The organism is Phyllobacterium brassicacearum, from assembly GCF_003010955.1.
GTDB lineage: Bacteria > Pseudomonadota > Alphaproteobacteria > Rhizobiales > Rhizobiaceae > Phyllobacterium > Phyllobacterium brassicacearum.
Genome location: NZ_PGGO01000005.1, coordinates 248,436 through 272,176, shown reverse-complemented (window position 1 = coordinate 272,176; position 23,741 = coordinate 248,436). Strand labels below are relative to the sequence as shown.

Sequence of the window (23,741 nt, the reverse complement as noted above, 5' to 3'; positions counted from 1 at the left end):
ATGGGCAAGGCTAAGGCTCCGCGCCAGCTTAAGGACAACGAGGCGAAAGCCGTTGCCCGCACGCTCCGCATCAGCCCTCAGAAGCTAAATCTGGTGGCTGCGATGATCCGTGGCAAGAAGGTCAACGCCGCTCTTGCCGACCTGGAATTTTCGCGCAAGCGGATTGCAGGCACGGTGAAAAAGACTCTCGAATCAGCTATCGCCAACGCAGAAAACAACCACGACCTGGATGTTGATGCTCTGGTTGTTGCTGAAGCCTACGTAGGCAAGTCAGTCGTGATGAAGCGTTTCCATGTTCGTGGCCGCGGTCGTGCAAGCCGGATCGAGAAGCCATTCTCGCATCTGACGATCGTTGTTCGCGAAGGTCAGGAAAAAGGGGAGGCCGCATAATGGGCCAGAAGATTAATCCGATTGGCTTCCGCCTCGGCATCAATCGGACCTGGGACTCGCGTTGGTACGCGAACACAGGTGAATACGGCAAGCTGCTGCATGAAGACCTGAAGATCCGCAAGTATCTGATGGACGAACTGAAGCAGGCCGCCATCTCCAAGGTGGTGATCGAGCGTCCGCACAAGAAGTGCCGCGTAACGATCCATGCTGCTCGTCCGGGTCTGATCATCGGCAAGAAGGGCGCCGATATCGAGAAGCTGCGTCGCAAGCTGTCAGAAATGACGAATGCCGATGCTGCACTCAATATCGTTGAAGTCCGCAAGCCGGAAACGGACGCGACCCTGGTTGCTCAGTCGATTGCTCAGCAGCTGGAACGCCGTGTTGCATTCCGCCGTGCCATGAAGCGCGCCGTTCAGTCGGCCATGCGTCTTGGTGCAGAAGGCATTCGTATCAATTGCTCGGGCCGTCTCGGCGGTGCGGAAATTGCGCGTATGGAATGGTACCGTGAAGGCCGCGTGCCTCTGCATACCCTTCGTGCCGATATCGATTACGGAACTGCTGAAGCACAAACCGCTTACGGCATTTGCGGCGTCAAGGTCTGGGTCTTCAAGGGCGAAATCCTTGAGCATGATCCAATGGCTTCCGAGCGTCGTGCTGTTGAAGGCGATAGCCATCAGGGTTCGAACCGTCGCCGCGAAAACGCTTAAAAAGCGTCTTTCCGGATCGTGAATTTTGGAGTAGAGAACAATGCTGCAGCCTAAGCGCACAAAGTTCCGCAAGCAGTTCAAGGGCCGTATCAGCGGCGCGTCGAAGGGCGGTACGGATCTTAATTTTGGTGCTTTCGGCCTGAAGGCCCTCGAGCCGAACCGCGTTACGGCGCGTGAGATCGAAGCCGCTCGCCGTGCAATTACCCGTCACATGAAACGTGCCGGTCGTGTGTGGATCCGGATTTTCCCGGATGTGCCGGTAACATCGAAGCCTACCGAAGTCCGTATGGGTAAAGGTAAGGGTTCGGTTGATTACTGGGCTTCCCGCGTCGCGCCAGGCCGCATCATGTTCGAGCTCGACGGCGTTTCGGAAGAAATCGCTCGTGAGGCGCTTCGCCTTGGAGCTGCGAAACTTTCGGTCAGGACGCGCTTTATTCAGCGCATCGCAGAATAAGGGGTGGATGTTATGAAATCCGCAGAAGTCCGGGCGATGAGCCTCGATCAGTTGAATGAAGAATTGGGTTCCCTGAAGAAAGAGCAGTTCAACCTGCGCTTCCAGAAGGCAACCGGCCAGTTGGAAAAAACCGCTCGCGTCCGGCAGATCCGCCGTGATATTGCGCGCATCAAGACTGTCGCCCGCCAAAAAGCGGTCGAGAGCAAGGCTTAAGGAAGAAAACCATGCCTAAACGCATTCTGCAGGGCGTTGTCGTGAGCGACAAAAACGACAAGACCGTTGTGGTCAAGGTCGAGCGGCGCTATTCGCATCCGCTCCTCCAGAAGACTGTGCGCCAGTCCAAGAAGTACAAGGCGCATGATGAGAATAACCAGTTCAAGGTCGGCGACGCCGTTTCCATCCAGGAATCGAAGCCGATTTCGAAAGACAAGCGTTGGGTTGTCGTTATAGACGCCCCGGCGAGTTAATAATCTGTAGGTAAGTACGCAGCAATCGCGAGGGGCAAGGAAAGCCCAGTCCGGTTGAACAAGAAGAAGGCGGCTAGTCATGATTCAGATGCAAACAAACCTCGACGTGGCGGATAATTCCGGCGCACGTCGTGTCATGTGCATCAAGGTGCTGGGCGGTTCGAAGCGGAAATATGCTTCGGTCGGCGACATCATTGTCGTTTCGATCAAGGAAGCAATTCCGCGCGGCCGTGTGAAAAAAGGTGACGTGATGAAGGCAGTGGTTGTTCGCACTGCCAAGGACATCCGTCGCGCGGACGGGAGCGTTATTCGTTTCGACAAGAACGCCGCCGTTTTGATCGACAATAAGAAAGAGCCTATCGGCACACGTATCTTCGGACCGGTTCCGCGCGAACTCCGCGCAAAGAGCCACATGAAGATCATCTCGCTGGCTCCAGAAGTTTTGTAAGGAGCTGACGATGCAGAAGATCCGTAAAGGCGACCGCGTTGTCGTTCTGGCTGGTAAGGACAAGGGCCGTACCGGCGAAGTAATCAAAGTTTTGCCGAAGGACGAGCAGGCGCTCGTTCGCGGCGTTAATGTTGTCAAGCGTCACCAGAAGCAGACACAGAATCAGGAAGCCGGCATCATTTCGAAAGAAGCGCCGCTCCATCTGTCGAACCTCGCGATCGCCGACCCCAAGGATGGCAAGCCGACCCGTGTTGGCTTCAAGGTCCTCGAAGACGGCAAGAAGGTACGTGTAGCAAAGCGTTCAGGAGATCTGATCGATGGCTGATGCAAAGATCGAACCACGCTTGAAGAAGCAGTACCAGGAAGTGGTACGTAAGGCTCTTCTCGAGCAGTTCAAATATGACAACGAGATGCAGATCCCGCGCATCACCAAAGTTGTTCTCAACATGGGCGTTGGTGAAGCAACTGCTGACTCCAAGAAGCCAACTGTCGCAGCTGAAGATCTGGCATTGATTGCCGGACAGAAGCCGGTTATTACGCGTGCGCGCAATTCGATCGCTACCTTCAAGGTTCGTGAGAATATGCCGATCGGTACGAAGGTCACCCTTCGTAAAGAGCGCATGTATGAATTCATTGACCGTCTGATCACGATCGCGCTGCCGCGGGTTCGAGATTTCCGCGGTCTGAACCCAAAGAGCTTTGACGGTCGTGGCAACTTCGCCATGGGTATCAAGGAACACATTGTGTTTCCGGAAATCAACTACGACAAGGTTGATCAGATCTGGGGCATGGACATCATCGTTTGTACGACTGCAAAGACGGATGATGAAGCACGCGCATTGCTGCGCGCCTTCAACTTCCCCTTCCGCCAGTAACGGCAAGCGTAGCGAGGTATATGAAATGGCTAAGACGAGCGCAGTCGAAAAGAACAAGCGCCGTGGTCTCCTGGTGAAGCGTTTCGCTGCAAAGCGCGCGCGCCTGAAGGCTATCGTGATGAATCAGTCGCTGCCGCTGGACGAGCGCTTCCGCGCCACCATCCAGCTGGCAGAGCTGCCACGCAATTCCACCAAGGTTCGTATTCGCAACCGTTGCGAAGTCTCGGGCCGTCCGCGCGGTTTCTACCGCAAGCTTAAAATGTCGCGTATCGCATTGCGCCAGCTGGGTTCGCTCGGCCAGGTGCCCGGCGTCGTGAAGTCGAGCTGGTAAGGGAGAAGACAGATGTCTATGACAGATCCTCTCGGCGATATGCTGACACGTATCCGTAACGCAACGATGCGCAAGAAGGGCAAGGTTTCGACCCCAGCCTCCAAACTTCGCGCTCGCGTTCTGGATGTTCTTCAGGCTGAAGGCTATATCCGCGGATACAGCCAGGTTGATTTCGAAAACGGCAAGTCCGAGATCGAAATTGAACTGAAGTATTTTGAAAACGTACCGGTAATTCGCGAGATTACCCGTATTTCGAAGCCCGGCCGCCGCGTTTACGTATCGGTCAAGTCGATCCCGCAGGTCGCGAACGGTCTTGGTATTTCCATCCTGTCGACGCCGAAGGGCGTGATGGCAGACCACGAGGCACGTGAACAGAATGTCGGCGGCGAATTGCTCTGCCGTATATTCTAAGTACCGGCTTGGAAAGGTTTGAAAAATGTCTCGTATCGGTAAAAAACCAGTGGCGGTCCCGCAGGGCGTAACAGCCAGCGTGGAAGGTCAGACCATCAAGGCCAAAGGCCCGAAGGGTGAACTCTCCTTCGTCGCCAATGACGACGTTGTGGTCAAGTTTGAAGACGGCGCTGTCAGCGTTAATCCGCGTGACAACTCCAAGCTCGCTCGTTCGAAGTGGGGCATGAGCCGCACGATGGTCGTCAACATCTTCACGGGTGTAAAAGACGGCTTCGAGAAGCGTCTTGAAATCAGCGGCGTCGGCTATCGTGCAGCCATGCAGGGCAAGAACCTGCAGCTGTCGCTCGGCTTCAGCCATGAAGTGATCTACCAGGTGCCGGAAGGCATCACGGTTGCTGTCCCGAAGCCGACGGAAATCGTCGTCACCGGCATCGACAAGCAGCAGGTCGGTCAGGTCGCTGCTGAGATCCGCGAATATCGTGGTCCGGAACCCTACAAGGGCAAGGGCGTGAAATATGCGGGCGAGAAGATCGTTCGCAAAGAAGGTAAGAAGAAGTAAGGAATTCGTGTCATGGCATCGCCGAAAGAAATCATTCAGCGTCGCGCTGCGCGTGTTCGCCGCCAGCTCAAGGCGGTTGCCGGTGACCGTCCGCGGCTCAGCGTCCACCGTTCTTCAAAGAATATCTACGCGCAGATCATCGATGATGCGCGTGGACACACGATTGCATCCGCATCCACTCTCGAAGCTGACCTCAAGGGCAAGCTGAAGACCGGTGCAGATTCGGATGCAGCAGCCCTCATCGGCAAGCTCGTTGCAGAGCGCGCCGTCAAGGCTGGCATCAAGGAAGTCGTCTTCGATCGTGGCGCCTACATTTACCACGGCCGTGTAAAGGCACTTGCCGAGGCTGCCCGCGAAGCTGGTCTCAGCTTCTAAGGTAACGCTTTAAAACATCATTCGTGCTACCGGAAAAGAAAAAGGAATTAGGAGCATGGCACAGGAAAAGAGAAGCCGCGAGGATCGCGGCCGCAGTGAAGAACGTGACAGCGAATTCGTTGACAAGCTCGTTCACATCAACCGTGTCGCCAAGGTCGTCAAGGGCGGCCGGCGTTTTGGCTTTGCTGCACTCGTCGTTGTCGGCGATCAGAAGGGCCGCGTAGGTTTTGGTCATGGCAAGGCACGCGAAGTGCCGGAAGCTATCCGTAAGGCAACTGAATCCGCCAAGCGCGAAATGATCTTCGTACCGCTGCGTTCGGGCCGTACCCTTCATCACGATGTTGAAGGCCGTCATGGCGCCGGCAAGGTTCTGCTTCGTGCAGCCACAGCTGGTACCGGTATCATCGCGGGTGGTCCAATGCGCGCCGTCTTCGAGACGCTTGGTGTGCAGGACGTTGTTGCCAAGTCGCTCGGTTCGTCGAACCCATACAACATGGTTCGCGCGACATTTGATGCCCTGAAGCATCAGATGCATCCGAAGGACATCGCTGCTCAGCGCGGTATCAAGTATTCGACACTGCAGGCTCGCCGCCGCGACGTGGTCGGTTCGGAAGAATAGGCCAGGAGCTGGCGCAGTAGGGCAGGGACTTCGGTTCCGCTGACTGTAGACTAAAGGACAAAGTCATGGTTGAGAAGAAGAAGGGTAAGACGGTTACTGTCGAGCAGATCGGTAGCCCTATCCGCCGTCCGGCAGAACAGCGCGCAACGCTGATCGGCCTGGGCCTCAATAAGATGCATCGCACCCGTACATTGGAAGATACGCCTTCCGTACGTGGCATGATTGCAAAGGTTCAACATCTCGTCCGCGTTGTGGACGAGGCTTGATACCGGAGATTTAACAAATGAAACTCAATGATCTGAGTGAAAATCCAGGCGCGACCAAAGCACGCAAGCGCGTTGGCCGTGGTATTGGTTCGGGCTCCGGCAAGACTGCCGGTCGTGGTGTCAAGGGTCAGAAGTCGCGTTCGGGCGTTGCTATCAACGGTTTCGAAGGCGGTCAGATGCCGCTTTACCGCCGCTTGCCAAAGCGCGGTTTCACGAACATCTTCTCCAAGAGCTTCAACGTTGTGTCGGTTGGCCGTATCCAGGCCGCTATCGATGCAAAGAAGCTCGATGCAAAGGCCTCGGTAACGATCGAGACCCTGAAGGCTGCCGGTGTGATCCGTCGCCCCAAGGATGGCGTTCGTCTGCTAGCCGATGGTGACATCAAGACAGCGGTAACGATCGAAGTTTCCGGTGCGTCCAAGGCGGCGATCGAAAAGATCGAAAAGGCCGGTGGTACCGTCAAGCTTCCAGCTGCTCCCGCAGCTGCAGAATAATTCTGATCATACAAGCGGCGATCTCCATGATCGCCGCTTGTACCTTTTATCAAGGGCACATATCTGGGTAGAGCCGCCGATTCCCGTTTCGGGTGGCGGGGCCCTGACGGGCACAGACCGGAGACTATAATGGCTTCAGCCGCAGAACAGCTCGCGTCAAATCTCAATTTCTCTGCTTTCTCGAAAGCCGAAGAGCTTAAAAAGCGCATTTGGTTTACGCTTGGCGCATTGCTGGTCTATCGGCTCGGTACCTATATCCCGCTGCCTGGCATTAATCTCGACGCTTTCGCCCAAGCCTTCAACAACCAGGCGCAGGGCATCCTCGGCATGTTCAACATGTTCGCTGGCGGTGCAGTCGAGCGCATGGCGATCTTTGCCCTCGGCATCATGCCTTACATTTCTGCTTCGATTATCGTGCAGCTGATGACTTCCGTCGTTCCAGCGCTGGAGCAGCTGAAAAAGGATGGCGAGCAGGGCCGCAAGGTCATCAATCAATATACCCGCTACGGCACCGTGCTTCTGGCAACGGTACAGGCCTATGCGATCGCTGTGGGTCTTCAGGGCAGCCAGGGCATCGTGACCGATCCCGGCCCGTTCTTCCTGTTCTCGACGGTCATCACGCTAGTTGGCGGTACCATGTTCCTGATGTGGCTCGGCGAGCAGATTACGGCGCGCGGCATTGGCAACGGCATTTCGCTGATCATTTTCTCCGGCATCGTCGCCAACCTGCCGCAGGCCATTTCCGGCACGCTGGAACTTGGCCGTACCGGTGCCTTGTCGACACCCATCATCCTGGCGGTCATCGTTCTGACGATTGCAGTCATCGGCATCATCGTCTTCGTCGAACGTGCACAGCGCCGCCTTCTGATCCAGTATCCGAAGCGCCAAGTCGGAAACCGCATGTTCCAGGGCGATACTTCGCATCTGCCGTTGAAGCTCAACACAGCGGGCGTTATCCCGCCGATCTTTGCTTCGTCGCTGCTGCTTCTGCCCGCAACAATCGCCGGTTTTGCACAGAGCCATAACATGCCTTCCTGGGCTACGACGGTGCTGGCGTCGCTCGGCCACGGCCAGCCGCTCTACATGGCTCTCTATGCCGCGATGATCGTTTTCTTCGCGTTCTTCTATACGGCGCTTGTCTTCAATCCGAAGGACACTGCTGATCAGCTCAAGAAGCACTCCGGATTCATTCCTGGCATTCGTCCCGGCGAACGCACGGCTGAATACATCGACTACGTCCTGACACGTGTGACGGTTCTTGGCGCGATTTACCTCGTTATCATCTGCTTGCTGCCTGAATTCCTCATCTCGTGGGCTGGTGTTCCTTTCTATCTCGGCGGTACATCGCTGTTGATTGTCGTGAGCGTGACGCTCGATACTGTTGCACAGATTCAGGGTCACCTGATTGCGCATCAGTATGAAGGGCTGATCAAGAAGTCGAAGCTCCGTGGGGGGAAACGCAACAGATGAGATTAATACTTCTCGGACCACCGGGGGCAGGTAAGGGAACTCAGTCTCAGCGCTTGGTAGACAAACTTGGCATACCGCAACTCTCCACGGGAGACATGTTGCGTGAGGCCGTGAAAGCCGGAACAGAGGTTGGTCTGAAGGCCAAGGCTGTGATGGATGCCGGCAATCTGGTTTCTGACGAGATCGTCAATGCGATCGTTTCGGAACGCATCGACCAGCCGGATGCAGCAAAGGGCTTCATCCTGGACGGCTATCCGCGCACATTGGTTCAGGCTGATGCGGTCGAGGCGATGCTGGCGGATAAGGGGCTCGATCTCGATTGCGTGATCGAACTCGAAGTCGACGACAATGTTCTGGTTGAGCGTATATCCGGCCGCTATTCATGTGCGAAATGCGGTACCGGCTATCACGACACGAACAAGAAGCCGCTTGTTGCGGGTGTATGCGACAAGTGCGGTTCGACGGAATTCAAGCGCCGTCCGGATGACAATGCGGAAACGGTCCGCACGCGGCTTGAAGCGTATTACAAGCAGACTTCGCCATTGATTGGCTACTACTACGCCAAGGGCAAACTCAAAAAGGTCGATGGTATCGCGGACATGGAAGATGTCACGGCCTCGATCGAAAAAATTCTGTCGGATTTATAAGTCTGACATAATTTCATCGAAGGAGTTGACTTTTCGCAGCGATTCCTTCAAGTACGGCGCAAATTCGCTTGGATTATGAAGCGGTCGGCGCCGATCCGGTAAAGCAGGTTCGGGGCTGATCGTTTGTGTTTGTCCCGGATATAATTTTCATCCCGTCATCTGGCTGCCGCGTTGGCACTCCAGCTCTGCCGGTTAACAAGGAGAACAGACGTGGCTCGTATCGCTGGCGTCAACATCCCGACGAACAAGCGCGTTATCATCGCGCTTCAGTACATTCACGGGATCGGTCAAAAGTTTGCTCAGGAAATCGTCGAGAAAGTCGGCATTCCTGCAGAGCGTCGCGTCAATCAGTTGACCGATGCGGAAGTATTGCAGATTCGTGAAACGATCGATCGCGATTACCAGGTTGAAGGTGATCTGCGCCGTGAAGTTTCGATGAACATCAAGCGTCTGATGGATCTAGGCTGCTATCGCGGTCTGCGTCATCGCCGCTCGCTACCGGTTCGCGGTCAGCGCACGCATACCAATGCGCGCACCCGCAAGGGCCCTGCCAAGGCAATCGCCGGCAAGAAGAAGTAAGTTTATTCCGGCGCGGTCCGCTGCGCCGGTTCTGCTTTTGCAGAATAGAGTGCTGGTTTCGCACTTTAACTGAAACCACGGTGGAGCCTCTGGAAATACGGAGGCGTCGAGATCAATTGAAAGGACTACCATGGCCAAGGAAGCCACGCGCGTTCGCCGTCGCGAGCGCAAGAATATTTCGTCGGGCGTTGCTCACGTAAATTCGACATTCAACAATACGATGATCACCATCACGGACGCACAGGGCAACGCGATTGCCTGGTCTTCCGCTGGTGCGCAGGGCTTCAAGGGTTCGCGTAAATCCACGCCTTTCGCTGCACAGATGGCTGCTGAAGACTGCGCCAAGAAGGCACAGGAACATGGCATGCGTTCGCTCGAAGTTGAAGTCTGCGGACCGGGCTCCGGCCGTGAATCGGCTCTGCGCGCACTCCAGGCTGCTGGTTTCACGATTACATCGATCCGCGATGTAACGCCGATCCCGCACAATGGCTGCCGCCCGCGCAAGCGTCGCCGCGTCTAATCTTTTTGCGACAGGATTTGGCCGCATGAGCTGATTTTCAGCTCCTCTGCGGTTTCCACGCCTCAATGCCACGATTGGATGGTGGTAAAGGCAAGGATAGGGAAAAATTAAATGATCCAGAAGAACTGGCAAGAATTGATCAAGCCGAACAAGGTCGAGTTCCAGACCTCCGGCTCGAAGACAAAGGCAACGGTCGTCGCCGAGCCGCTTGAACGCGGCTACGGCTTGACGCTCGGCAATGCCTTGCGCCGTGTGCTCTTGTCTTCGCTGCGCGGCGCTGCCGTGACAGCTGTACAGATCGACGGCGTTCTGCATGAATTCTCGTCGATCCCCGGCGTGCGTGAAGATGTGACGGACATTGTCCTCAACATCAAGGAAATCGCGATCCACATGGAAAGCGATGGTCCGAAGCGCATGGTCGTCCGCAAGGAAGGCCCAGGCGTTGTAACGGCTGGTGACATTCAGACGGTTGGCGATATCGAAATCCTCAATCCGGAACACGTGATCTGCACGCTGGACGAAGGCGCTGAAATCCGCATGGAATTCACCGTCAACACCGGCAAGGGCTACGTTCCGGCTGACCGCAACCGTGCAGAAGACGCTCCGATCGGCTTGATCCCGGTCGACAGCCTCTACTCACCGGTTCGCAAGGTATCCTACAAGATCGAGAACACCCGCGAAGGTCAGGTTCTCGATTATGACAAGCTGATCCTGCAGATCGAGACCGATGGTTCGATCTCGGGTGAAGATGCGGTTGCTTACGCAGCACGTATTCTTCAGGACCAGCTGGCAATCTTCGTCAACTTCGACGAGCCGCAGAAGGAAGTTCAGCAGGAACAGGTCACTGAACTTGCGTTCAACCCGGCTCTGCTCAAGAAGGTCGATGAACTCGAACTCTCGGTACGTTCGGCAAATTGCCTGAAGAATGATAACATCGTCTACATTGGCGATCTCATTCAGAAGACAGAAGCAGAGATGCTGCGTACACCGAACTTCGGCCGTAAGTCGCTGAACGAAATCAAGGAAGTTCTGGCTTCCATGGGTCTCCATCTCGGTATGGAAGTTCCTTCATGGCCGCCGGAGAACATCGAAGATCTCGCGAAGCGTTACGAAGACCAGTATTAAGAACCCGGGCTCTTGCCCGAAACAAAAGCCCGGGCCGTGAGCCCGAAAAAGAGAAACTGAAGGAGAAGGCTCATGCGCCACGGTAATTCAGGCCGCAAGCTTAACCGGACTGCCAGCCATCGTAAGGCGATGTTTGCCAATATGGCTGCATCATTGATTGAGCATGAGCAGATCGTGACAACGCTGCCCAAGGCCAAGGAAATTCGTCCAATCGTAGAAAAGCTAGTCACGCTCGGCAAGCGCGGCGATCTGCACGCCCGTCGTCAGGCCATTTCGGCTATTCGCGACGCCAAGCTTGTAGCAAAGCTGTTCGACACACTTGCTCCGCGCTATGGCCAGCGCAATGGCGGTTACATCCGCATCATGAAGGCAGGCTTCCGCACCGGTGACAATGCACCGCTCGCAGTTGTCGAATTCGTCGATCGCGACACTAGCGCCAAGGGTTCCAAGGACCTGGCTCGCGTTGCTGCCGAGCAGGCGAACGAAGCCGAAGCAGCGTAAGCAACGCTTCAACACTGACGTGAGATTTGAGAAGGGGGCTTGCGCCCCCTTTTCGTGTTGTTGTTCAACGGCCTCGCGTGGAATGCCACACCGGGCGTAACCGTAACGTACTTGAATTATCCAAATAGGTTGTCAGCCTCTGTCTGGGATCACATTCCAGGGAGGGTCCGATGACTAATATTGATCCATATAGGGAAGCTATTACCAGCAATGCATTTTCAGGGCGGCTGAGAAGGTCGCTGGCAGGCATCGCATTGCCAGCGCTCTGCATGGTTGGCCTTTTCGCCGGCGCGGCTCTGGCGCAACAGCCGACACCAGCGCAGCAAAACGCAATCAAATCAGCCTGCCGTTCCGATTTCATGGCGCAATGCTCGGGCGTACAGCCTGGTGGTCAGGCGGCGCTCTCCTGTCTTCAGCAGCATAGCTCGTCGCTATCGTCCGGGTGCCAGCAGGCGCTTAGTGCGCTCGGTTCGGGCAAGTCGGCACCGGCTGCAACGACCACGGCTCCAGCCACCGCAGCACCGGCCGCGCCAGCGCCTTCTATGACTCCGCGAGAAGAAATGGCCATTGCCCGAGAAGAGTGCGGCCCCGATTTCCGGGCGCTCTGTGGAACGGTCCCGCTTGGTGCGGGTCGGGGCATTGCTTGCCTTCGCCAGAACATGAGCCGCCTCTCGCCCGCATGTCAAAAGGTGCTGTCGGCGGCCAGGTAATTGGGTTGAGGGAATGCAAGTGCCGGCGCGGCTCGCCAGTCAGCGGTCGGCGAGCGCCAGCTTGACGCCAAGCGCCATGAATGCACCGGCAAACGTCCTCCGCATCCAAATCAATATCCGCGGCCGCGAGATGACCTTATCACGTACGGAGGCGGCGAAGAGCCCATAGCCGACGAACACGACGAAGGTCATCAGCATGAACACGCTGCTCAGCATGAGCATGCGTGAGATCGGATGCTGTTCATTGGCGCTGACGAACTGGGGCAGGAATGCCAGAAAGAAAATCGAGAGTTTCGGATTGAGGATATTGATCAGGATGGCGGTGACGGTGATCTGCGCCGTTGACCGCTCGACAGCCTTGTTTTCGATATTGAGCGAACCTTTCTCGCGCAGCGCATCCCAGGCCATGTAAAGCAGATAGGCAACACCGATGTATTTGAAGGTATGAAAGGCGAGGGCGCTCGTGTGGAGGATCGCCGCCAAGCCGCCGATGGCAGCCGCGATATGGGGGATAATACCGATGGTGCAGCCGAATGCTGCGGCAACGCTCGCGCGGCCACCGCGCGAAAGCCCGGTCGCCAGCGTATAGACCACGCCCGTGCCGGGCGAGATCACTATAATGAATGAGGTAATCAGGAATTCGATGCCCACGGCAATGCTCCATTGCGAGTTTTAGTGAGCGATATGAAATCCTATGAAGGGATTGTTCGTCTTGAACAGGATTGCAGCGGTATGAAAATCAGGCGACTGCAGCTGCATAAGCGCCGGGGGAGACGCCATATTTGCGAACGAATAGGCGCGTCATGTGGCTCTGATCGGCGAACCCGCTTGCGGCGGCTGCATCGGCGAGTGCAGCGCCGCCGGCAATCAGGCGGCGGGCAAGGTCTATTCGCCTCTGCATGAGATAAGCGTGGGGCGTGAAGCCTGTCGCCTTGGCAAACCCCCGTACGATCTGGAACCGGCTCATGCCACTTTTGCCTGCAAGGTCGGTGAGTGTGACCGGAGCCGTTGGCTCATCGTCGATCAAGGCCTGTGCCTCGCGGATGGCCATCGATGCCGGGTCAGCCGCTCTGCTTTCCTTCTGTACCAGGATAACGCTGCCGAGCAGTTGCAACAGGAGTTCGTCGTACTGGAGGCTGGACGACGGCCTGCCCGGCGACGTCAGGGCACGAAACAGGCTTTGGAACAATGCTGCGACCCTTGCGTCCGCCAATACAGGCAAGGAAAACTCGCAGGTAGTTTGCCCATCCTCGGCGCCGATTTTGCCCACAATCGCCGGATCGAAATACAGCATTCGCCACGAACGGCCAGCATCGCCTATCGGCACGCCATCATGCACTTCGCCGGGGTTGACCGTGATGACCTGACCAGGTCCGGCCACCACCGCGCCGCGGCCGCTCAGGGACTTCTGCGCGCCTTGGTGAATGACGCCAATGCCATATTGCTCATGCCAATGGCGCGGAAACACGTGGTCCGTGGCCGCCTCGACAATTTCGATACCGGCAATTTCGCAGGGGAAGATTTTGAAACGGCCCGATGTCATCCCGTTACTGCCATGGTGGCCCTCCGCGCCGCCATACTCATACCCCAAATTCTGGAATCCAAGAAGCGTGCACAGGCGGCATGGAACCAAATGTCTCAAATTTGCTTTGTTTCTTGGCTGGTATCTCCTTAGGAAATCACCACATTGGTCGAGACAGTTTGACTGATTCATCATGTATCGGAGATAGAAATGAACTTCAAAGTCGCACCATCGGCGCGGGCACTTTTTTTATGCACCGCCTTGCTTTCCGGCATGGTGGCGCCGCTTCACGCGCAAACGGCAACCGATACAACAAAACAACTACCGGAAACGCATGAGCAAATGCAGCTTTCCTTCGCGCCGCTCGTGAAGCAGACGGCAGGCGCCGTGGTCAATGTCTACGCAGCACAGGCGGTTCGGACACGCTCGCCCTTCGCCGGTGATCCGTTCTTCGAGCAATTCTTCGGCGGTCAGTTCAATGGGCCGCCACGTGTCCAATCATCGCTCGGTTCCGGCGTGATAGCGGATGCGTCAGGCATCATCGTCACCAACAATCACGTTATTCGCAACGCCGACAGTGTGAAGGTTGCTCTTTCGGATGGGCGGGAGTTTGAATCAAAGGTGCTGCTAAAGGATGAGTCGACCGACCTCGCCATCCTGAAGATCGACGCAGGCGAACCGCTTCCTGCCCTGCAATTGGCCGATTCTGACAAGGTTGAAGTGGGCGATCTCGTGCTTGCCATCGGCAATCCGTTCGGTGTCGGCCAAACGGTGACGAGCGGCATCGTGTCGGCGCAGGCGCGCACGCGCGTCGGCATTTCGGATTTCGATTTCTTCATCCAGACTGACGCCGCCATCAATCCCGGTAATTCCGGTGGAGCTTTGATCGATTTGAGCGGCAAGCTTATTGGCATCAATACAGCAATTTTCTCCCGTTCCGGCGGATCGATCGGCATCGGATTTGCTATTCCTTCCAATATGGTACGGGCAGTTGTTGAGACAGCCAAAGGCGGCGGCGACACATTTGAACGGCCCTATATTGGTGCCACATTCCAGAATGTGACCCCGGATGTCGCTGAAGGCCTGGGCATGAAACAGCCCTATGGTGCACTTGTGACGAATATCGGCAAGGGCGGCCCGGCGGAGAAAGGTGGGTTGCTTGTTGGTGACGTCGTCCTTTCGGTGGATGGGGTGCGGATCGAAAATCCGGACGGGCTGGGATATCGCCTGAGCACAGCTGGCATAGGCAAGACCGTGCAGCTGCAGGTGCTGAGTCGCTCAAAGGAAAAGGCCATTACGGTTGTTCTGGAAAAGCCGGGACCGGACTCGCTGGATAATCAGATGCTGATTCAGGGCAGAAATCCGCTATCCGGCGCACACGTGCTGATGCTTACCCCGAGCAGCGCCGCACGTTTGAATCTGCCATCCGATACGGAAGGTGTGGCCGTCGACAAGGTTTTCCCGAATACGCCTGCTGCGCGCATTGGCCTGCAGCCCGGTGACATCGTGCGCGGGATAAACGGCGCGGAGATCGAGACCATGGCTGACCTGACCAAGGCGATGTCGAGCAAGCCAGTGCTTTGGCGCTTCGATTTTGAGCGCGGTGGTGACATAATCCGGCAGATTATTCGCTAGAAAACATTGGATAAAGATCATGGCGGATCTGTTTTCGGTCAACGACGATCCGGCCTCGGACAGAAGCCGGCCGCTGGCGGACCGTTTGCGGCCAAGAACGCTGAAGGACGTCACCGGTCAGGAGCACCTGACCGGGACGGAAGGTGCATTGACGCGCATGATCGACGCCGGCTCGATCGGCTCGATGATCTTCTGGGGGCCGCCAGGGACGGGCAAGACGACCGTGGCGCGGCTGCTTGCCAATGAGACCAATCTGGCTTTCGAGCAGATTTCAGCGATCTTCTCCGGTGTCGCAGACCTCAAGAAAGTCTTCGACATGGCGCGGGCGCGCAAGATGTCCGGCCGTCAAACCCTGTTGTTCGTCGACGAAATACATCGCTTCAATCGGGCACAGCAGGATTCGTTTCTTCCGGTGATGGAGGATGGCACGATCGTACTCGTCGGTGCCACCACCGAAAATCCGTCTTTTGAGCTCAATGCCGCTCTTCTGTCGCGTGCCCGCGTGCTGGTCTTCCATCCGCACGATGAGACCAGCCTCAAAGCCTTGATGGAGCGCGCGGAGAGCCACGAGGAAAAAACCTTGCCCCTGAACGAAGAGGCGCGCGCCAGCCTTGTGCGCATGGCTGACGGCGACGGCCGCGCAATCCTCACGCTGGCTGAAGAAGTGTGGCGCGCAGCGCGCGACGGCGAGGTGTTTGATGCCGAAAGGGTACAGCAGATCGTGCAGCGGCGCGCGCCGGTCTATGACAAGGGTCAGGACGGACATTACAACCTGATTTCGGCGCTGCATAAGTCGGTGCGTGGCTCGGATCCAGACGCGGCACTCTATTATCTCTGCCGGATGTTCGATGCAGGCGAAGATCCGCTCTATATCGGCCGGCGCATGGTGCGCATGGCGAGTGAGGATATTGGCCTTGCCGATCCGCAGGCACTGGTGATCTGCAACGCCGCGAAGGACGCCTATGATTATCTGGGTTCACCCGAGGGGGAACTCGCGCTGGCTCAGGCTTGTGTCTATCTCGCGACAGCGCCCAAATCCAACGCGGTCTACACCGCCTACAAGGCAGCCATGCAGACAGCCAAGGCAAACGGTTCGCTCGTGCCGCCGAAGCATATTCTCAATGCGCCGACCAAAATGATGAAGGGCGAGGGCTATGGCAAGGGATATGCCTATGACCACGATCAGCCCGATGCCTTTTCAGGCCAGAACTATTTTCCCGAAGCACTGGGCCGCCAGACATTCTACGATCCGCCGGAGCGTGGTTTCGAGCGCGAGATCCGCAAGCGCATCGACTACTGGAAAAAGCTTCGCCAGGAGCGCGGAGAAAAATGAAAAAGGCCGCTGAACAGCGGCCTTCCTGTTTTATATGATTTCCGTCCGATCAGGCAGCTTCCGGCTTGCGCGGGAAGGGCGTAACGTTGGCGGTATCGTCGTCGAGCTTCAGACCGCCGGCCTTCAGCAGTGACGTGAAGCGGCCGTTCTGGCGGGCCAGTTCGTCGAAGCTGCCGGACTCGACGACCTCACCTTGGTCCATGAAGAGCACGATATCGGCATCGCGAACCGTGGAAAGACGGTGTGCGATGATGAAGGTCGTGCGGTTCTGGCACAGCTTGTCGACCGCAACCTTGACGCGTGCTTCTGTTTCAACGTCGAGGGCACTCGTCGCCTCATCGAGGACGAGGATGGGTGCATCCTTGAGGATCGCGCGGGCAATGGCGACACGCTGGCGTTCACCGCCCGAGAGCTGCGAGCCGCGCTCGCCAACAACAGTGCCATAGCCGCCGGACTTCTGGAGGATGAAGTCGCTCGCATCTGCAGCTTCAGCGGCCGCAAGCACATCCTCGGCACTGGCTTTCGGGCGCCCAATGCGGATGTTGTCCTCGATCGAACGGTTAAACATGCCGGCATCCTGGAACACCGTAGCGATGGCATTGCGCAACGAGCGGCGGCTGATCGTACGGGTGTCGATACCATCGACCAGAATACGGCCTTCCTTCGGATCGTACACACGCTGCAAGAGGTTGATCAGCGTCGTCTTGCCGGCGCCGGTCGGGCCAACGATCGCAACCGTCTGGCCAGCCTTTGCCTTGAACGAAACCTTCTTCAGGCCCTGCGTTGAATTGGCGAACGCGAAGGAAACATCTTCGAATTCGACATCACCGCTTACGTTGTCGATGTCGTGGACAGTCTTCGGTTCTACCGCATAGGCTGCAGAGGCTTCCATGTCGAAAAAGTCTTCGAGCTTGGCGCGGGCCGCGAAAATCTGGTTCACGAAGGCACTGAGCTGATCAAGGCGACCAATGAGCAGACCGGCAAAGCCGATGAACGACACGACCTGACCAACCTGCATTTGACCTTGCATAACGAAATGCGCGCCGAGGGCCAGAACCACGAGGATGGATATCGTGGATGCCATGCGGTTGATACCGGCGGCCAGGGCCCACCAGTTCAATACAGGGTATTGCGCGGCAAGCAGTTGCTTTGCGTAGGACTGCAGGGCGCGCGTTTCTTCATCGATGCGGTTATAGCTCTGCAACACGGAGATATTGCCCATAGAGTCGGTAACGTGGCTGAACGCCGTAATGTGATGGCGCTCGACCTGCGCCTGACCGTCCTTGGTCTTCGCTGTCACAAAGCGGCTAACCAGGACATAAACGACACCCAGAACCGCCAGTACAGAAGCCAGACGCCAGTCCTGAACCAAAGCCATCGGAATTAGGCCGACGAGGGCGACTGTGGTCGCGAGGTGAGTGCGCATGAATTCAAGCCACAGGCCAAACAAAGTCTCGATCGCGCGCAAAAGCGTATGCATCGCATTGGATGTGCCACGCTGGTGATGCCACGAAAGCGGCATGCTGATCACGCGATTGTAAGACTCGGTGAGGACGGCAAGTTTGCGCCGGTGCGCGAGGCGATCGGCCTCCCTCGCAACCAGGACATTCGCGCCGATATGGAACAAGCCAACTGCGGCCAATTGTGTAAGGGGAAGCCATATGTCGGCCTTGTCGGCAATTGCCTGGATGACGAGGCCCATAAGTAACGGCTCAAAAAGCATGGTTAGAGCCAAGGCGATGTTGACCACGCAGATAAACACGGTCGCGCGCTTTTCAGCGCCGAGATATTGGAGCGATTTCCAATAGATGTTTAACAATGACACTGTGCCACTCCGCTTGCTTGGGCTGCTACTCACGCCGCAGACTGACTCTGCATCAGACTCTTGTGCACCGCAATATTCAATGCTCTAAAGTCTTGATTGTTCCCTGTTCCTACAAGGAACATTTTTCTACGCCGCGTAACGTCCCGTGATGATTCAACCATTTGAGTTCACAAACTAAATCAACCGAGCTGAATGCAAAATGAACGCAATATTACTTGTGGCATCCGGCGGGGCGATCGGCTCTGTCGCTCGCTACCTTGTCGGTATTCTCATGGCACGAATTCTGGGGGTGGCTTTTCCTTGGGGGACGCTGACGGTCAATATCGTGGGCGGCCTGCTCATGGGGCTTTTCATTGAATTGCTGGCGCGGCGCTTCGAAGGCTCGCCGGAACTGCGGCTGTTCGTGGCGATCGGCGTGTTAGGCGGATTTACGACATTCTCTTCGTTTTCGCTGGATTTCGCGGTGCTGTGGGAGCGCGGCGACCTTGCCGCGGCGTTCTTTTATGTGCTCGCGAGCGTGATCTTGAGCATTGGCGCGCTGTTTTTCGGATTATGGCTCGCAAGAATTGCCGCATAGTGCTAAGCGCATGCCTGATTGAAAGGCAGAGTTATGGCAGCGGTAGAACAAAAGACAGTCGATACGGGTGAGGCCGAGATGCGCCTCGACCGGTGGTTCAAGGTCCATTATCCCGGTTTGGGTTTCGGGCACCTGCAGAAATTGCTGCGGTCCGGCCAGATCCGCATTGATGGATCGCGCGCCAAATCCGACACAAGACTGCAGGCCGGACAGACTGTTCGCATCCCGCCGTTGCCGGTTGATTCCAAAGCCGAAGGCCATCTGACCGGCAAGAGCATTCGCGGCCGTGAGGATGGCGATGTGCTGTCGCAGATGCTGCTTTACGAGGATCCGAAGGTTTTCGTGTTCAACAAGCCGGCTGGCCTCGCGGTGCAGGGCGGCTCCGGCGTCAATCGTCATGTCGACGACATGCTGGAGGCCTGGCGGAACAAAAAGGGCGAAAAGCCCCGGCTTGTCCATCGGCTCGACCGTGACACATCCGGCGTCCTCGTCGTTGCCCGCACGCGCGGCGCTGCACAGGCGTTGACCGCGGCCTTTCGTGAACGCGAAACCAAGAAGACCTATTGGGCGCTCGTCAAAGGTATCCCGCGCAAGCGCGAGGACAAGATCACAACCTGGCTGGTCAAGGAAACCACGCCCGATGGCGACCGCATGCGCATCGCCCAGCACGGCGAACCGGATTCCGATCACGCAGTCTCCTATTATCGCGTCATCGAATCCGCCGGGCAGGTCCTGACCTGGATGGAAATGGAGCCCTACACCGGCCGGACGCATCAGCTGCGCGTGCATGCCGCGCATATCGGCTGCCCGATCATCGGCGACCCGAAATATTTCGAGGCGGACACGAACTGGTCGTTTCCGGGCGGTATCCAGAACCGCTTGCACCTGCATGCGCGGCGGATCCGCGTTCCCAATCCATCCGGAGGGGTGATTGATGTCACCGCACCGCTGCCGCCGCATATGGTACAATCATGGAACCTGCTGGGTTTCGATGAGAACGATGCGGACGAAAAGGATTGATGCACGGAACTCGTGCCGTAGATAGCCAATTATTGGAATACGATGATGCGTAACGATTTGTTCAATATGGATACGAAAGACGGCCTTTCCGATCCGGATCCGGTTCGCCGCGCTCAAATCCAGTCGAAGCTGCCCTTGCCGAAGCGTTTCTACAAGCAGGCGGCCGTTGCCGAGCATGATGGGGCGTTTGCCGTCGAGCTTGATGGCCGTGTCGTCAAGACGCCCGCCCGCCAGAACCTGTCCTTGCCGACACGGGCGGCGGCCCAACTGATCGCCGATGAGTTCTCCGCGCAGGACAAGGAGATCGACCCTGCGCGCATGCCTGCGACGCGCTTGGCGAACACAGCCATAGACGGCATCGTCAACGACCCGCAGGCCGTATTGGAAGACGTTCTGCGTTTCGCTTCATCAGATATGCTGTGCTATCGCGCAGGTTCGCCGGAACGGCTGGTTAATCGCCAGACCGAACTGTGGGACCCGGTCATCAACTGGGCAGCGTCCCACCTTGGCGCACGTTTCGCGTTGGCGGAAGGCGTCATGCACGTGGAACAGCCGCGGGAAGCGCTCGGCGCTTTCAGTGCGCATCTTGGCGCGTTCACCGATCCGTTTGCGATTGCGTCCCTTCACACAATCACCACGCTGACCGGTTCGGCGATCTTGGCACTCGCTGTCGCCAAGGGCGAGGTTTCCGGCGCCGAGGCCTGGGAACTGGCGCATGTGGATGAGGACTGGACGATCGAACATTGGGGCGAGGATGCAGAAGCGGCAGCCCGACGGGCGATGCGCGAGCGCGAGATGATTGCCGCAGTGAAGATGCTGGAAGCCGTGACCGGCGGCTGACTCATGTCGACGGCCCATTTTTCTTGGCAGGAATCAAAAACCCCGGCACGAGCCGGGGTTCTTTTTTAATCATCCGATCTGATCAGACCGAATAGTACATGTCGTATTCGACCGGATGCGGGGTCATTTCGAAACGCATCACTTCGGCCATCTTCAATTCAATGAAGCTGTCGATCTGATCGTCATCGAATACGCCGCCGGCCTTCAGGAAGCCGCGATCCTTGTCGAGGCTCTGAAGAGCTTCGCGCAGCGAGCCGCAAACGGTCGGGATCTTCTTGAGTTCCTTCGCAGGAAGATCGTAAAGGTCCTTGTCCATCGGCTGGCCGGGATGGATCTTGTTCTTGATGCCGTCGAGGCCTGCCATCAGCATCGCGGCAAAGCCGAGATACGGGTTGGCTGTCGGATCCGGGAAGCGAATTTCAACGCGCTTGGACTTCGGCGAGGAACCGAACGGAATACGGCAGGACGCCGAGCGGTTACGTGCCGAATAGGCCAGCAGAACCGGGGCTTCATAACCCGGAACCAGACGCTTGTACGAGTTGGTCGAGGGGTTGGTGAAGGCATTGATCGCCTTGGCATGCTTGATGATGCCGCCGATGAAGAACAGGCAGTTTTCAGAAAGGCCAGCATATTCGTTGCCGGCGAAGGTCGGCTTGCCTTCTTTCCAGATCGACATATGCACGTGCATACCCGAGCCGTTGTCGCCGAAGATCGGCTTCGGCATGAACGTCGCCGTCTTGCCATAGGCGTTGGCGACCTGATGCACAACATACTTGTAGATCAGCATCTTGTCGGCGTTGCGGGTGAGGGCGTCGAACTTGATGCCAAGTTCATGTTGAGCGGCAGCCACTTCGTGGTGATGCTTTTCAACGCGCACACCCATTTCGGTCAGGACCGTGAGCATTTCCGAACGCATATCCTGGGCGGAATCGACTGGCGGAACCGGGAAATAGCCACCCTTGACGCGCGGACGATGGCCAAGGTTGCCGGTTTCGTAGTCGGTGTCGTCATTGGAGGGCAATTCGGTGGAGTCGAGCTTGAAGCCAGTATTATAGGGATCGGCTTTGTACTTGACGTCGTCGAAAACGAAAAACTCGGCTTCCGGACCAACGAAAATCGTGTCGCCGATGCCTTCCGCCTTCATGTAGGCTTCGGCCTTCTTGGCAGTGCCGCGTGGATCGCGATTATAGGCTTCCCCGGAAATCGGATCGAGAATGTCGCAAAGGATAACCATGGTCGACTGGGCGAAGAACGGGTCCATGTGCACTGTGTCAGTGTCTGGCATGAGAACCATGTCGGACTCGTTGATGGCCTTCCAGCCGGCAATGGAGGAGCCGTCGAACATGACGCCGTCGGCGAACATGTCTTCGTCCACCTCGGCAACATCCATCGTCACATGCTGCAGTTTGCCTTTGGGATCGGTGAAGCGGAGGTCAAGGAACTTCACGTCGTTGTCCTTGATCTGTTTCAAAATGTCTTTGGCGGTCGTCATGTCAATTTTCCTTGTTCAGCGACGATGATTGGTGCTGCCGGCTCGAACGTGCCAGCGGATGGGTGGGTATTGGGGATCAGATGGCGTCGATGCCGGACTCGCCGGTCCGGATGCGTACAACTTCTTCGATATTGGAGACAAAGATCTTTCCGTCGCCGATACGGCCGGTTTGCGCTGCCTTGCGGATCGCTTCGATGGCTGCCTCGACGGATTCATCGCCCAATACGATCTCCACTTTGACCTTCGGCAGAAAGTCGACGACATATTCCGCACCGCGATACAATTCCGTATGGCCCTTCTGCCGGCCGAAACCTTTGGCTTCCGTGACAGTGATGCCCTGAAGCCCCACTTCCTGCAGTGCCTCTTTCACCTCATCTAGCTTGAATGGTTTGATGATGGCTTCGATTTTCTTCATCAGAGAACAATCTCCCTAAGCATAGAAACGGACCTCTTGTCCGCTTGTCACAGGAAAAGCAGGAAGCATGCCAACTAGCGGATCTGGAACAAATAATTCCTGGGAATCGATTTTGCCTGCCGACAACAAGGAGTTTCCTGGAATGCTGGCGCATAATTCATCGCAGAAGCGCACGAATGCCTAACCGCGATGCGCAAAAGATAGGCAAAATGCACATACAATAGGCATTCGCAATGTGCCCAGCGCCCGCGTTATGTGGTAAGACGCTCTTTCAGCGCCTGAGCTGCCTGCGGCGCGCGCACTTTGCCTTCATGGATAAAATACACGAAAACGTCGCGCGGGCGTTTCTCCGGGTGCTGACCGGGATCCGCCAGCGGCAGATCTTCCGGTATGCCGCCCTGTGCCCAAACTTTGGTGCGCTCTGCCCATTTGTCGAGCGCTTCTGCCGGATAGGCCGTTTCGATGGCATCATCGCCCTTTTGCAGGCGCGCATAGACAAAATCGGCAGTGACGTCGGCGATTTCCGGATATTCGAAATGCTCGGCATAGACGACTGCGACGCCGTTCTTGTTGGCTAATGCGATGAAGTTCGGATCGATGAACGAGGGATTACGGACCTCGACGGCGTGACGCAAACCAATGCCGGCCTCCTTCTTCGGCAGGAGGTCGAGAAAGGCCCCGAAGTCATCGGCGTCGAATTTCTTGGTCGGGGCGAACTGCCAGACCACCGGCCCCAGGCGGTCGCCGAGTTCGACAATTCCGGACTTCACGAAATACTGGATCGAGTCAGCGGCTTCGGCAAGAACGCGGCGATTCGTGACGAAGCGGTTGCCCTTGACCGAAAAAATGAAGCCGTTCGGAACCTGGGAAGCCCACTTGGCAAAGGTCGCCGGTTTCTGGGTGCCATAGTAGGTACTGTTGATCTCAATCGTCTGGAGATGCTGGCCGGCATATTCCAGCTCCCTGGTCTTGGACAGGCCCTCCGGGTAGAAGGTTCCGCGCCAGGGTTCAAAAATCCAGCCGCCAATACCGGTCCTTATAGTTCCGCTGCCATTCATTCGGATTCCTCCCTCCGCTCGTCTAGCGCAATTCCGGGCGGAAAACCGGTTCCCACTTTTCCTGGAACTGCTCCAG

Annotated in this window: 32 protein-coding genes and 1 pseudogene; 27 read left to right on the top strand and 6 right to left on the bottom strand. The window is 56.9% G+C overall.

Annotated features, from left to right (window positions below; all coding sequences use genetic code 11):
* The 22 genes and pseudogenes from rplV to CU102_RS08905 all read left to right on the top strand — a co-directional run.
* Complete coding sequence (gene rplV / locus CU102_RS09010) at positions 1 to 390, top strand: 50S ribosomal protein L22 (protein ID WP_106710750.1); 390 nt, start codon at positions 1 to 3, stop codon at positions 388 to 390.
* A complete protein-coding gene (rpsC, locus tag CU102_RS09005; protein WP_106710749.1) occupies positions 390 to 1,097 on the top strand; it encodes a 30S ribosomal protein S3 in 708 nt (235 codons plus the stop codon). The genes rplV and rpsC overlap by 1 nt, the downstream gene beginning before the upstream one ends.
* 40 nt (positions 1,098 to 1,137) lie before the next feature.
* Complete coding sequence (gene rplP / locus CU102_RS09000; RefSeq protein WP_106710748.1) at positions 1,138 to 1,551, top strand: 50S ribosomal protein L16; 414 nt, start codon at positions 1,138 to 1,140, stop codon at positions 1,549 to 1,551.
* A gap of 12 nt (positions 1,552 to 1,563) precedes the next feature.
* A complete protein-coding gene (rpmC, locus tag CU102_RS08995; protein ID WP_027233168.1) occupies positions 1,564 to 1,764 on the top strand; it encodes a 50S ribosomal protein L29 in 201 nt (66 codons plus the stop codon).
* Between the two features lie 11 nt (positions 1,765 to 1,775).
* Positions 1,776 to 2,018, top strand: coding sequence for a 30S ribosomal protein S17 (rpsQ, locus tag CU102_RS08990; protein ID WP_106710747.1), 243 nt, complete (start codon positions 1,776 to 1,778; stop codon positions 2,016 to 2,018).
* 79 nt (positions 2,019 to 2,097) lie between these two features.
* Positions 2,098 to 2,466 (top strand): 50S ribosomal protein L14, encoded by a 369-nt coding sequence (gene rplN, locus CU102_RS08985; protein WP_008124924.1) that lies wholly within the window; start codon positions 2,098 to 2,100, stop codon positions 2,464 to 2,466.
* A gap of 10 nt (positions 2,467 to 2,476) precedes the next feature.
* The gene (gene rplX / locus CU102_RS08980; protein ID WP_027233171.1) at positions 2,477 to 2,791 is read left to right on the top strand and encodes a 50S ribosomal protein L24; all 315 of its coding nucleotides are present in this window, start codon (positions 2,477 to 2,479) and stop codon (positions 2,789 to 2,791) included.
* A complete protein-coding gene (gene rplE / locus CU102_RS08975; RefSeq protein WP_106710746.1) occupies positions 2,784 to 3,341 on the top strand; it encodes a 50S ribosomal protein L5 in 558 nt (185 codons plus the stop codon). The genes rplX and rplE overlap by 8 nt, the downstream gene beginning before the upstream one ends.
* Positions 3,342 to 3,366: 25 nt before the next feature.
* The gene (gene rpsN / locus CU102_RS08970) at positions 3,367 to 3,672 is read left to right on the top strand and encodes a 30S ribosomal protein S14 (RefSeq protein WP_106710745.1); all 306 of its coding nucleotides are present in this window, start codon (positions 3,367 to 3,369) and stop codon (positions 3,670 to 3,672) included.
* A 12-nt stretch (positions 3,673 to 3,684) separates the two neighbouring features.
* Positions 3,685 to 4,083 (top strand): 30S ribosomal protein S8, encoded by a 399-nt coding sequence (rpsH, locus tag CU102_RS08965; RefSeq protein ID WP_099999154.1) that lies wholly within the window; start codon positions 3,685 to 3,687, stop codon positions 4,081 to 4,083.
* Between the two features lie 25 nt (positions 4,084 to 4,108).
* Complete coding sequence (rplF, locus tag CU102_RS08960) at positions 4,109 to 4,642, top strand: 50S ribosomal protein L6 (protein WP_106710744.1); 534 nt, start codon at positions 4,109 to 4,111, stop codon at positions 4,640 to 4,642.
* 12 nt (positions 4,643 to 4,654) lie between these two features.
* The gene (gene rplR, locus CU102_RS08955) at positions 4,655 to 5,017 is read left to right on the top strand and encodes a 50S ribosomal protein L18 (protein ID WP_106710743.1); all 363 of its coding nucleotides are present in this window, start codon (positions 4,655 to 4,657) and stop codon (positions 5,015 to 5,017) included.
* A 55-nt stretch (positions 5,018 to 5,072) separates the two neighbouring features.
* Positions 5,073 to 5,636: a 30S ribosomal protein S5 gene (gene rpsE, locus CU102_RS08950; RefSeq protein ID WP_106710742.1), complete on the top strand. Its 564-nt coding sequence runs from the start codon at positions 5,073 to 5,075 to the stop codon at positions 5,634 to 5,636.
* A 65-nt stretch (positions 5,637 to 5,701) separates the two neighbouring features.
* Positions 5,702 to 5,902: a 50S ribosomal protein L30 gene (rpmD, locus tag CU102_RS08945; protein WP_106710741.1), complete on the top strand. Its 201-nt coding sequence runs from the start codon at positions 5,702 to 5,704 to the stop codon at positions 5,900 to 5,902.
* A gap of 17 nt (positions 5,903 to 5,919) precedes the next feature.
* The gene (rplO, locus tag CU102_RS08940) at positions 5,920 to 6,396 is read left to right on the top strand and encodes a 50S ribosomal protein L15 (protein WP_106710740.1); all 477 of its coding nucleotides are present in this window, start codon (positions 5,920 to 5,922) and stop codon (positions 6,394 to 6,396) included.
* 129 nt (positions 6,397 to 6,525) lie between these two features.
* Positions 6,526 to 7,866, top strand: a complete 1,341-nt coding sequence (gene secY / locus CU102_RS08935) for a preprotein translocase subunit SecY (protein ID WP_106710739.1) — start codon at positions 6,526 to 6,528, stop codon at positions 7,864 to 7,866.
* Positions 7,863 to 8,513, top strand: a complete 651-nt coding sequence (locus CU102_RS08930) for an adenylate kinase (protein ID WP_106710738.1) — start codon at positions 7,863 to 7,865, stop codon at positions 8,511 to 8,513. Before secY ends, CU102_RS08930 begins: the two co-directional genes overlap by 4 nt.
* 210 nt (positions 8,514 to 8,723) lie before the next feature.
* Complete coding sequence (gene rpsM, locus CU102_RS08925; protein WP_106710737.1) at positions 8,724 to 9,092, top strand: 30S ribosomal protein S13; 369 nt, start codon at positions 8,724 to 8,726, stop codon at positions 9,090 to 9,092.
* A 130-nt stretch (positions 9,093 to 9,222) separates the two neighbouring features.
* Positions 9,223 to 9,612 (top strand): 30S ribosomal protein S11, encoded by a 390-nt coding sequence (gene rpsK / locus CU102_RS08920; protein WP_008124952.1) that lies wholly within the window; start codon positions 9,223 to 9,225, stop codon positions 9,610 to 9,612.
* A gap of 111 nt (positions 9,613 to 9,723) precedes the next feature.
* Positions 9,724 to 10,737 (top strand): DNA-directed RNA polymerase subunit alpha, encoded by a 1,014-nt coding sequence (locus CU102_RS08915; protein ID WP_099999147.1) that lies wholly within the window; start codon positions 9,724 to 9,726, stop codon positions 10,735 to 10,737.
* A gap of 72 nt (positions 10,738 to 10,809) precedes the next feature.
* Positions 10,810 to 11,238 carry a 50S ribosomal protein L17 gene (rplQ, locus tag CU102_RS08910; RefSeq protein ID WP_027233184.1) on the top strand — a complete coding sequence of 143 codons (429 nt, stop codon included), beginning with the start codon at positions 10,810 to 10,812 and terminating at the stop codon, positions 11,236 to 11,238.
* A gap of 299 nt (positions 11,239 to 11,537) precedes the next feature.
* Positions 11,538 to 11,948: pseudogene (locus CU102_RS08905) on the top strand (hypothetical protein); the annotation flags it as partial.
* 39 nt (positions 11,949 to 11,987) lie between these two features.
* Here the strand turns inward: CU102_RS08905 and CU102_RS08900 are convergent.
* Together CU102_RS08900 and CU102_RS08895 are read right to left on the bottom strand one after the other, a co-directional pair.
* The gene (locus tag CU102_RS08900; protein ID WP_106710736.1) at positions 11,988 to 12,599 is read right to left on the bottom strand and encodes a LysE family translocator; all 612 of its coding nucleotides are present in this window, start codon (positions 12,597 to 12,599) and stop codon (positions 11,988 to 11,990) included.
* 88 nt (positions 12,600 to 12,687) lie between these two features.
* The gene (locus CU102_RS08895; RefSeq protein WP_106710735.1) at positions 12,688 to 13,491 is read right to left on the bottom strand and encodes an AraC family transcriptional regulator; all 804 of its coding nucleotides are present in this window, start codon (positions 13,489 to 13,491) and stop codon (positions 12,688 to 12,690) included.
* 189 nt (positions 13,492 to 13,680) lie between these two features.
* Here CU102_RS08895 and CU102_RS08890 point away from each other — a divergent pair, with 189 nt between their 5' ends.
* Together CU102_RS08890 and CU102_RS08885 are read left to right on the top strand one after the other, a co-directional pair.
* Complete coding sequence (locus CU102_RS08890; RefSeq protein WP_208113798.1) at positions 13,681 to 15,105, top strand: DegQ family serine endoprotease; 1,425 nt, start codon at positions 13,681 to 13,683, stop codon at positions 15,103 to 15,105.
* Positions 15,106 to 15,124: 19 nt separating this feature from the next.
* The gene (locus CU102_RS08885) at positions 15,125 to 16,438 is read left to right on the top strand and encodes a replication-associated recombination protein A (protein WP_106710734.1); all 1,314 of its coding nucleotides are present in this window, start codon (positions 15,125 to 15,127) and stop codon (positions 16,436 to 16,438) included.
* A 49-nt stretch (positions 16,439 to 16,487) separates the two neighbouring features.
* Here the strand turns inward: CU102_RS08885 and CU102_RS08880 are convergent, their stop codons facing one another.
* The gene (locus CU102_RS08880) at positions 16,488 to 18,263 is read right to left on the bottom strand and encodes a glucan ABC transporter ATP-binding protein/ permease (protein WP_106710733.1); all 1,776 of its coding nucleotides are present in this window, start codon (positions 18,261 to 18,263) and stop codon (positions 16,488 to 16,490) included.
* Positions 18,264 to 18,462: 199 nt separating this feature from the next.
* On the opposite strand from CU102_RS08880, the gene crcB reads away from it, so the two are divergent.
* Genes crcB through CU102_RS08865 form a run of 3 tightly spaced genes read left to right on the top strand, consistent with a single transcriptional unit; the run spans position 18,463 to position 20,700 of the window.
* Complete coding sequence (gene crcB / locus CU102_RS08875) at positions 18,463 to 18,840, top strand: fluoride efflux transporter CrcB (protein ID WP_106710732.1); 378 nt, start codon at positions 18,463 to 18,465, stop codon at positions 18,838 to 18,840.
* Positions 18,841 to 18,873: 33 nt separating this feature from the next.
* The gene (locus tag CU102_RS08870) at positions 18,874 to 19,860 is read left to right on the top strand and encodes an RluA family pseudouridine synthase (protein ID WP_106710731.1); all 987 of its coding nucleotides are present in this window, start codon (positions 18,874 to 18,876) and stop codon (positions 19,858 to 19,860) included.
* Between the two features lie 45 nt (positions 19,861 to 19,905).
* A complete protein-coding gene (locus CU102_RS08865; protein ID WP_106710808.1) occupies positions 19,906 to 20,700 on the top strand; it encodes an ATP12 family chaperone protein in 795 nt (264 codons plus the stop codon).
* A gap of 82 nt (positions 20,701 to 20,782) precedes the next feature.
* On the opposite strand, the gene glnA is transcribed toward CU102_RS08865, so the two are convergent.
* The 3 genes from glnA to CU102_RS08850 form a co-directional block, all read right to left on the bottom strand.
* Entirely contained in the window at positions 20,783 to 22,192 is a 1,410-nt protein-coding gene (gene glnA, locus CU102_RS08860; protein WP_106710730.1) for a type I glutamate--ammonia ligase, read from the bottom strand.
* 76 nt (positions 22,193 to 22,268) lie between these two features.
* Positions 22,269 to 22,607, bottom strand: coding sequence for a P-II family nitrogen regulator (locus tag CU102_RS08855; RefSeq protein WP_008123000.1), 339 nt, complete (start codon positions 22,605 to 22,607; stop codon positions 22,269 to 22,271).
* Between the two features lie 251 nt (positions 22,608 to 22,858).
* Complete coding sequence (locus tag CU102_RS08850; RefSeq protein WP_106710729.1) at positions 22,859 to 23,665, bottom strand: DUF72 domain-containing protein; 807 nt, start codon at positions 23,663 to 23,665, stop codon at positions 22,859 to 22,861.
* Between the last annotated feature and the right edge of the window lie 76 nt (positions 23,666 to 23,741).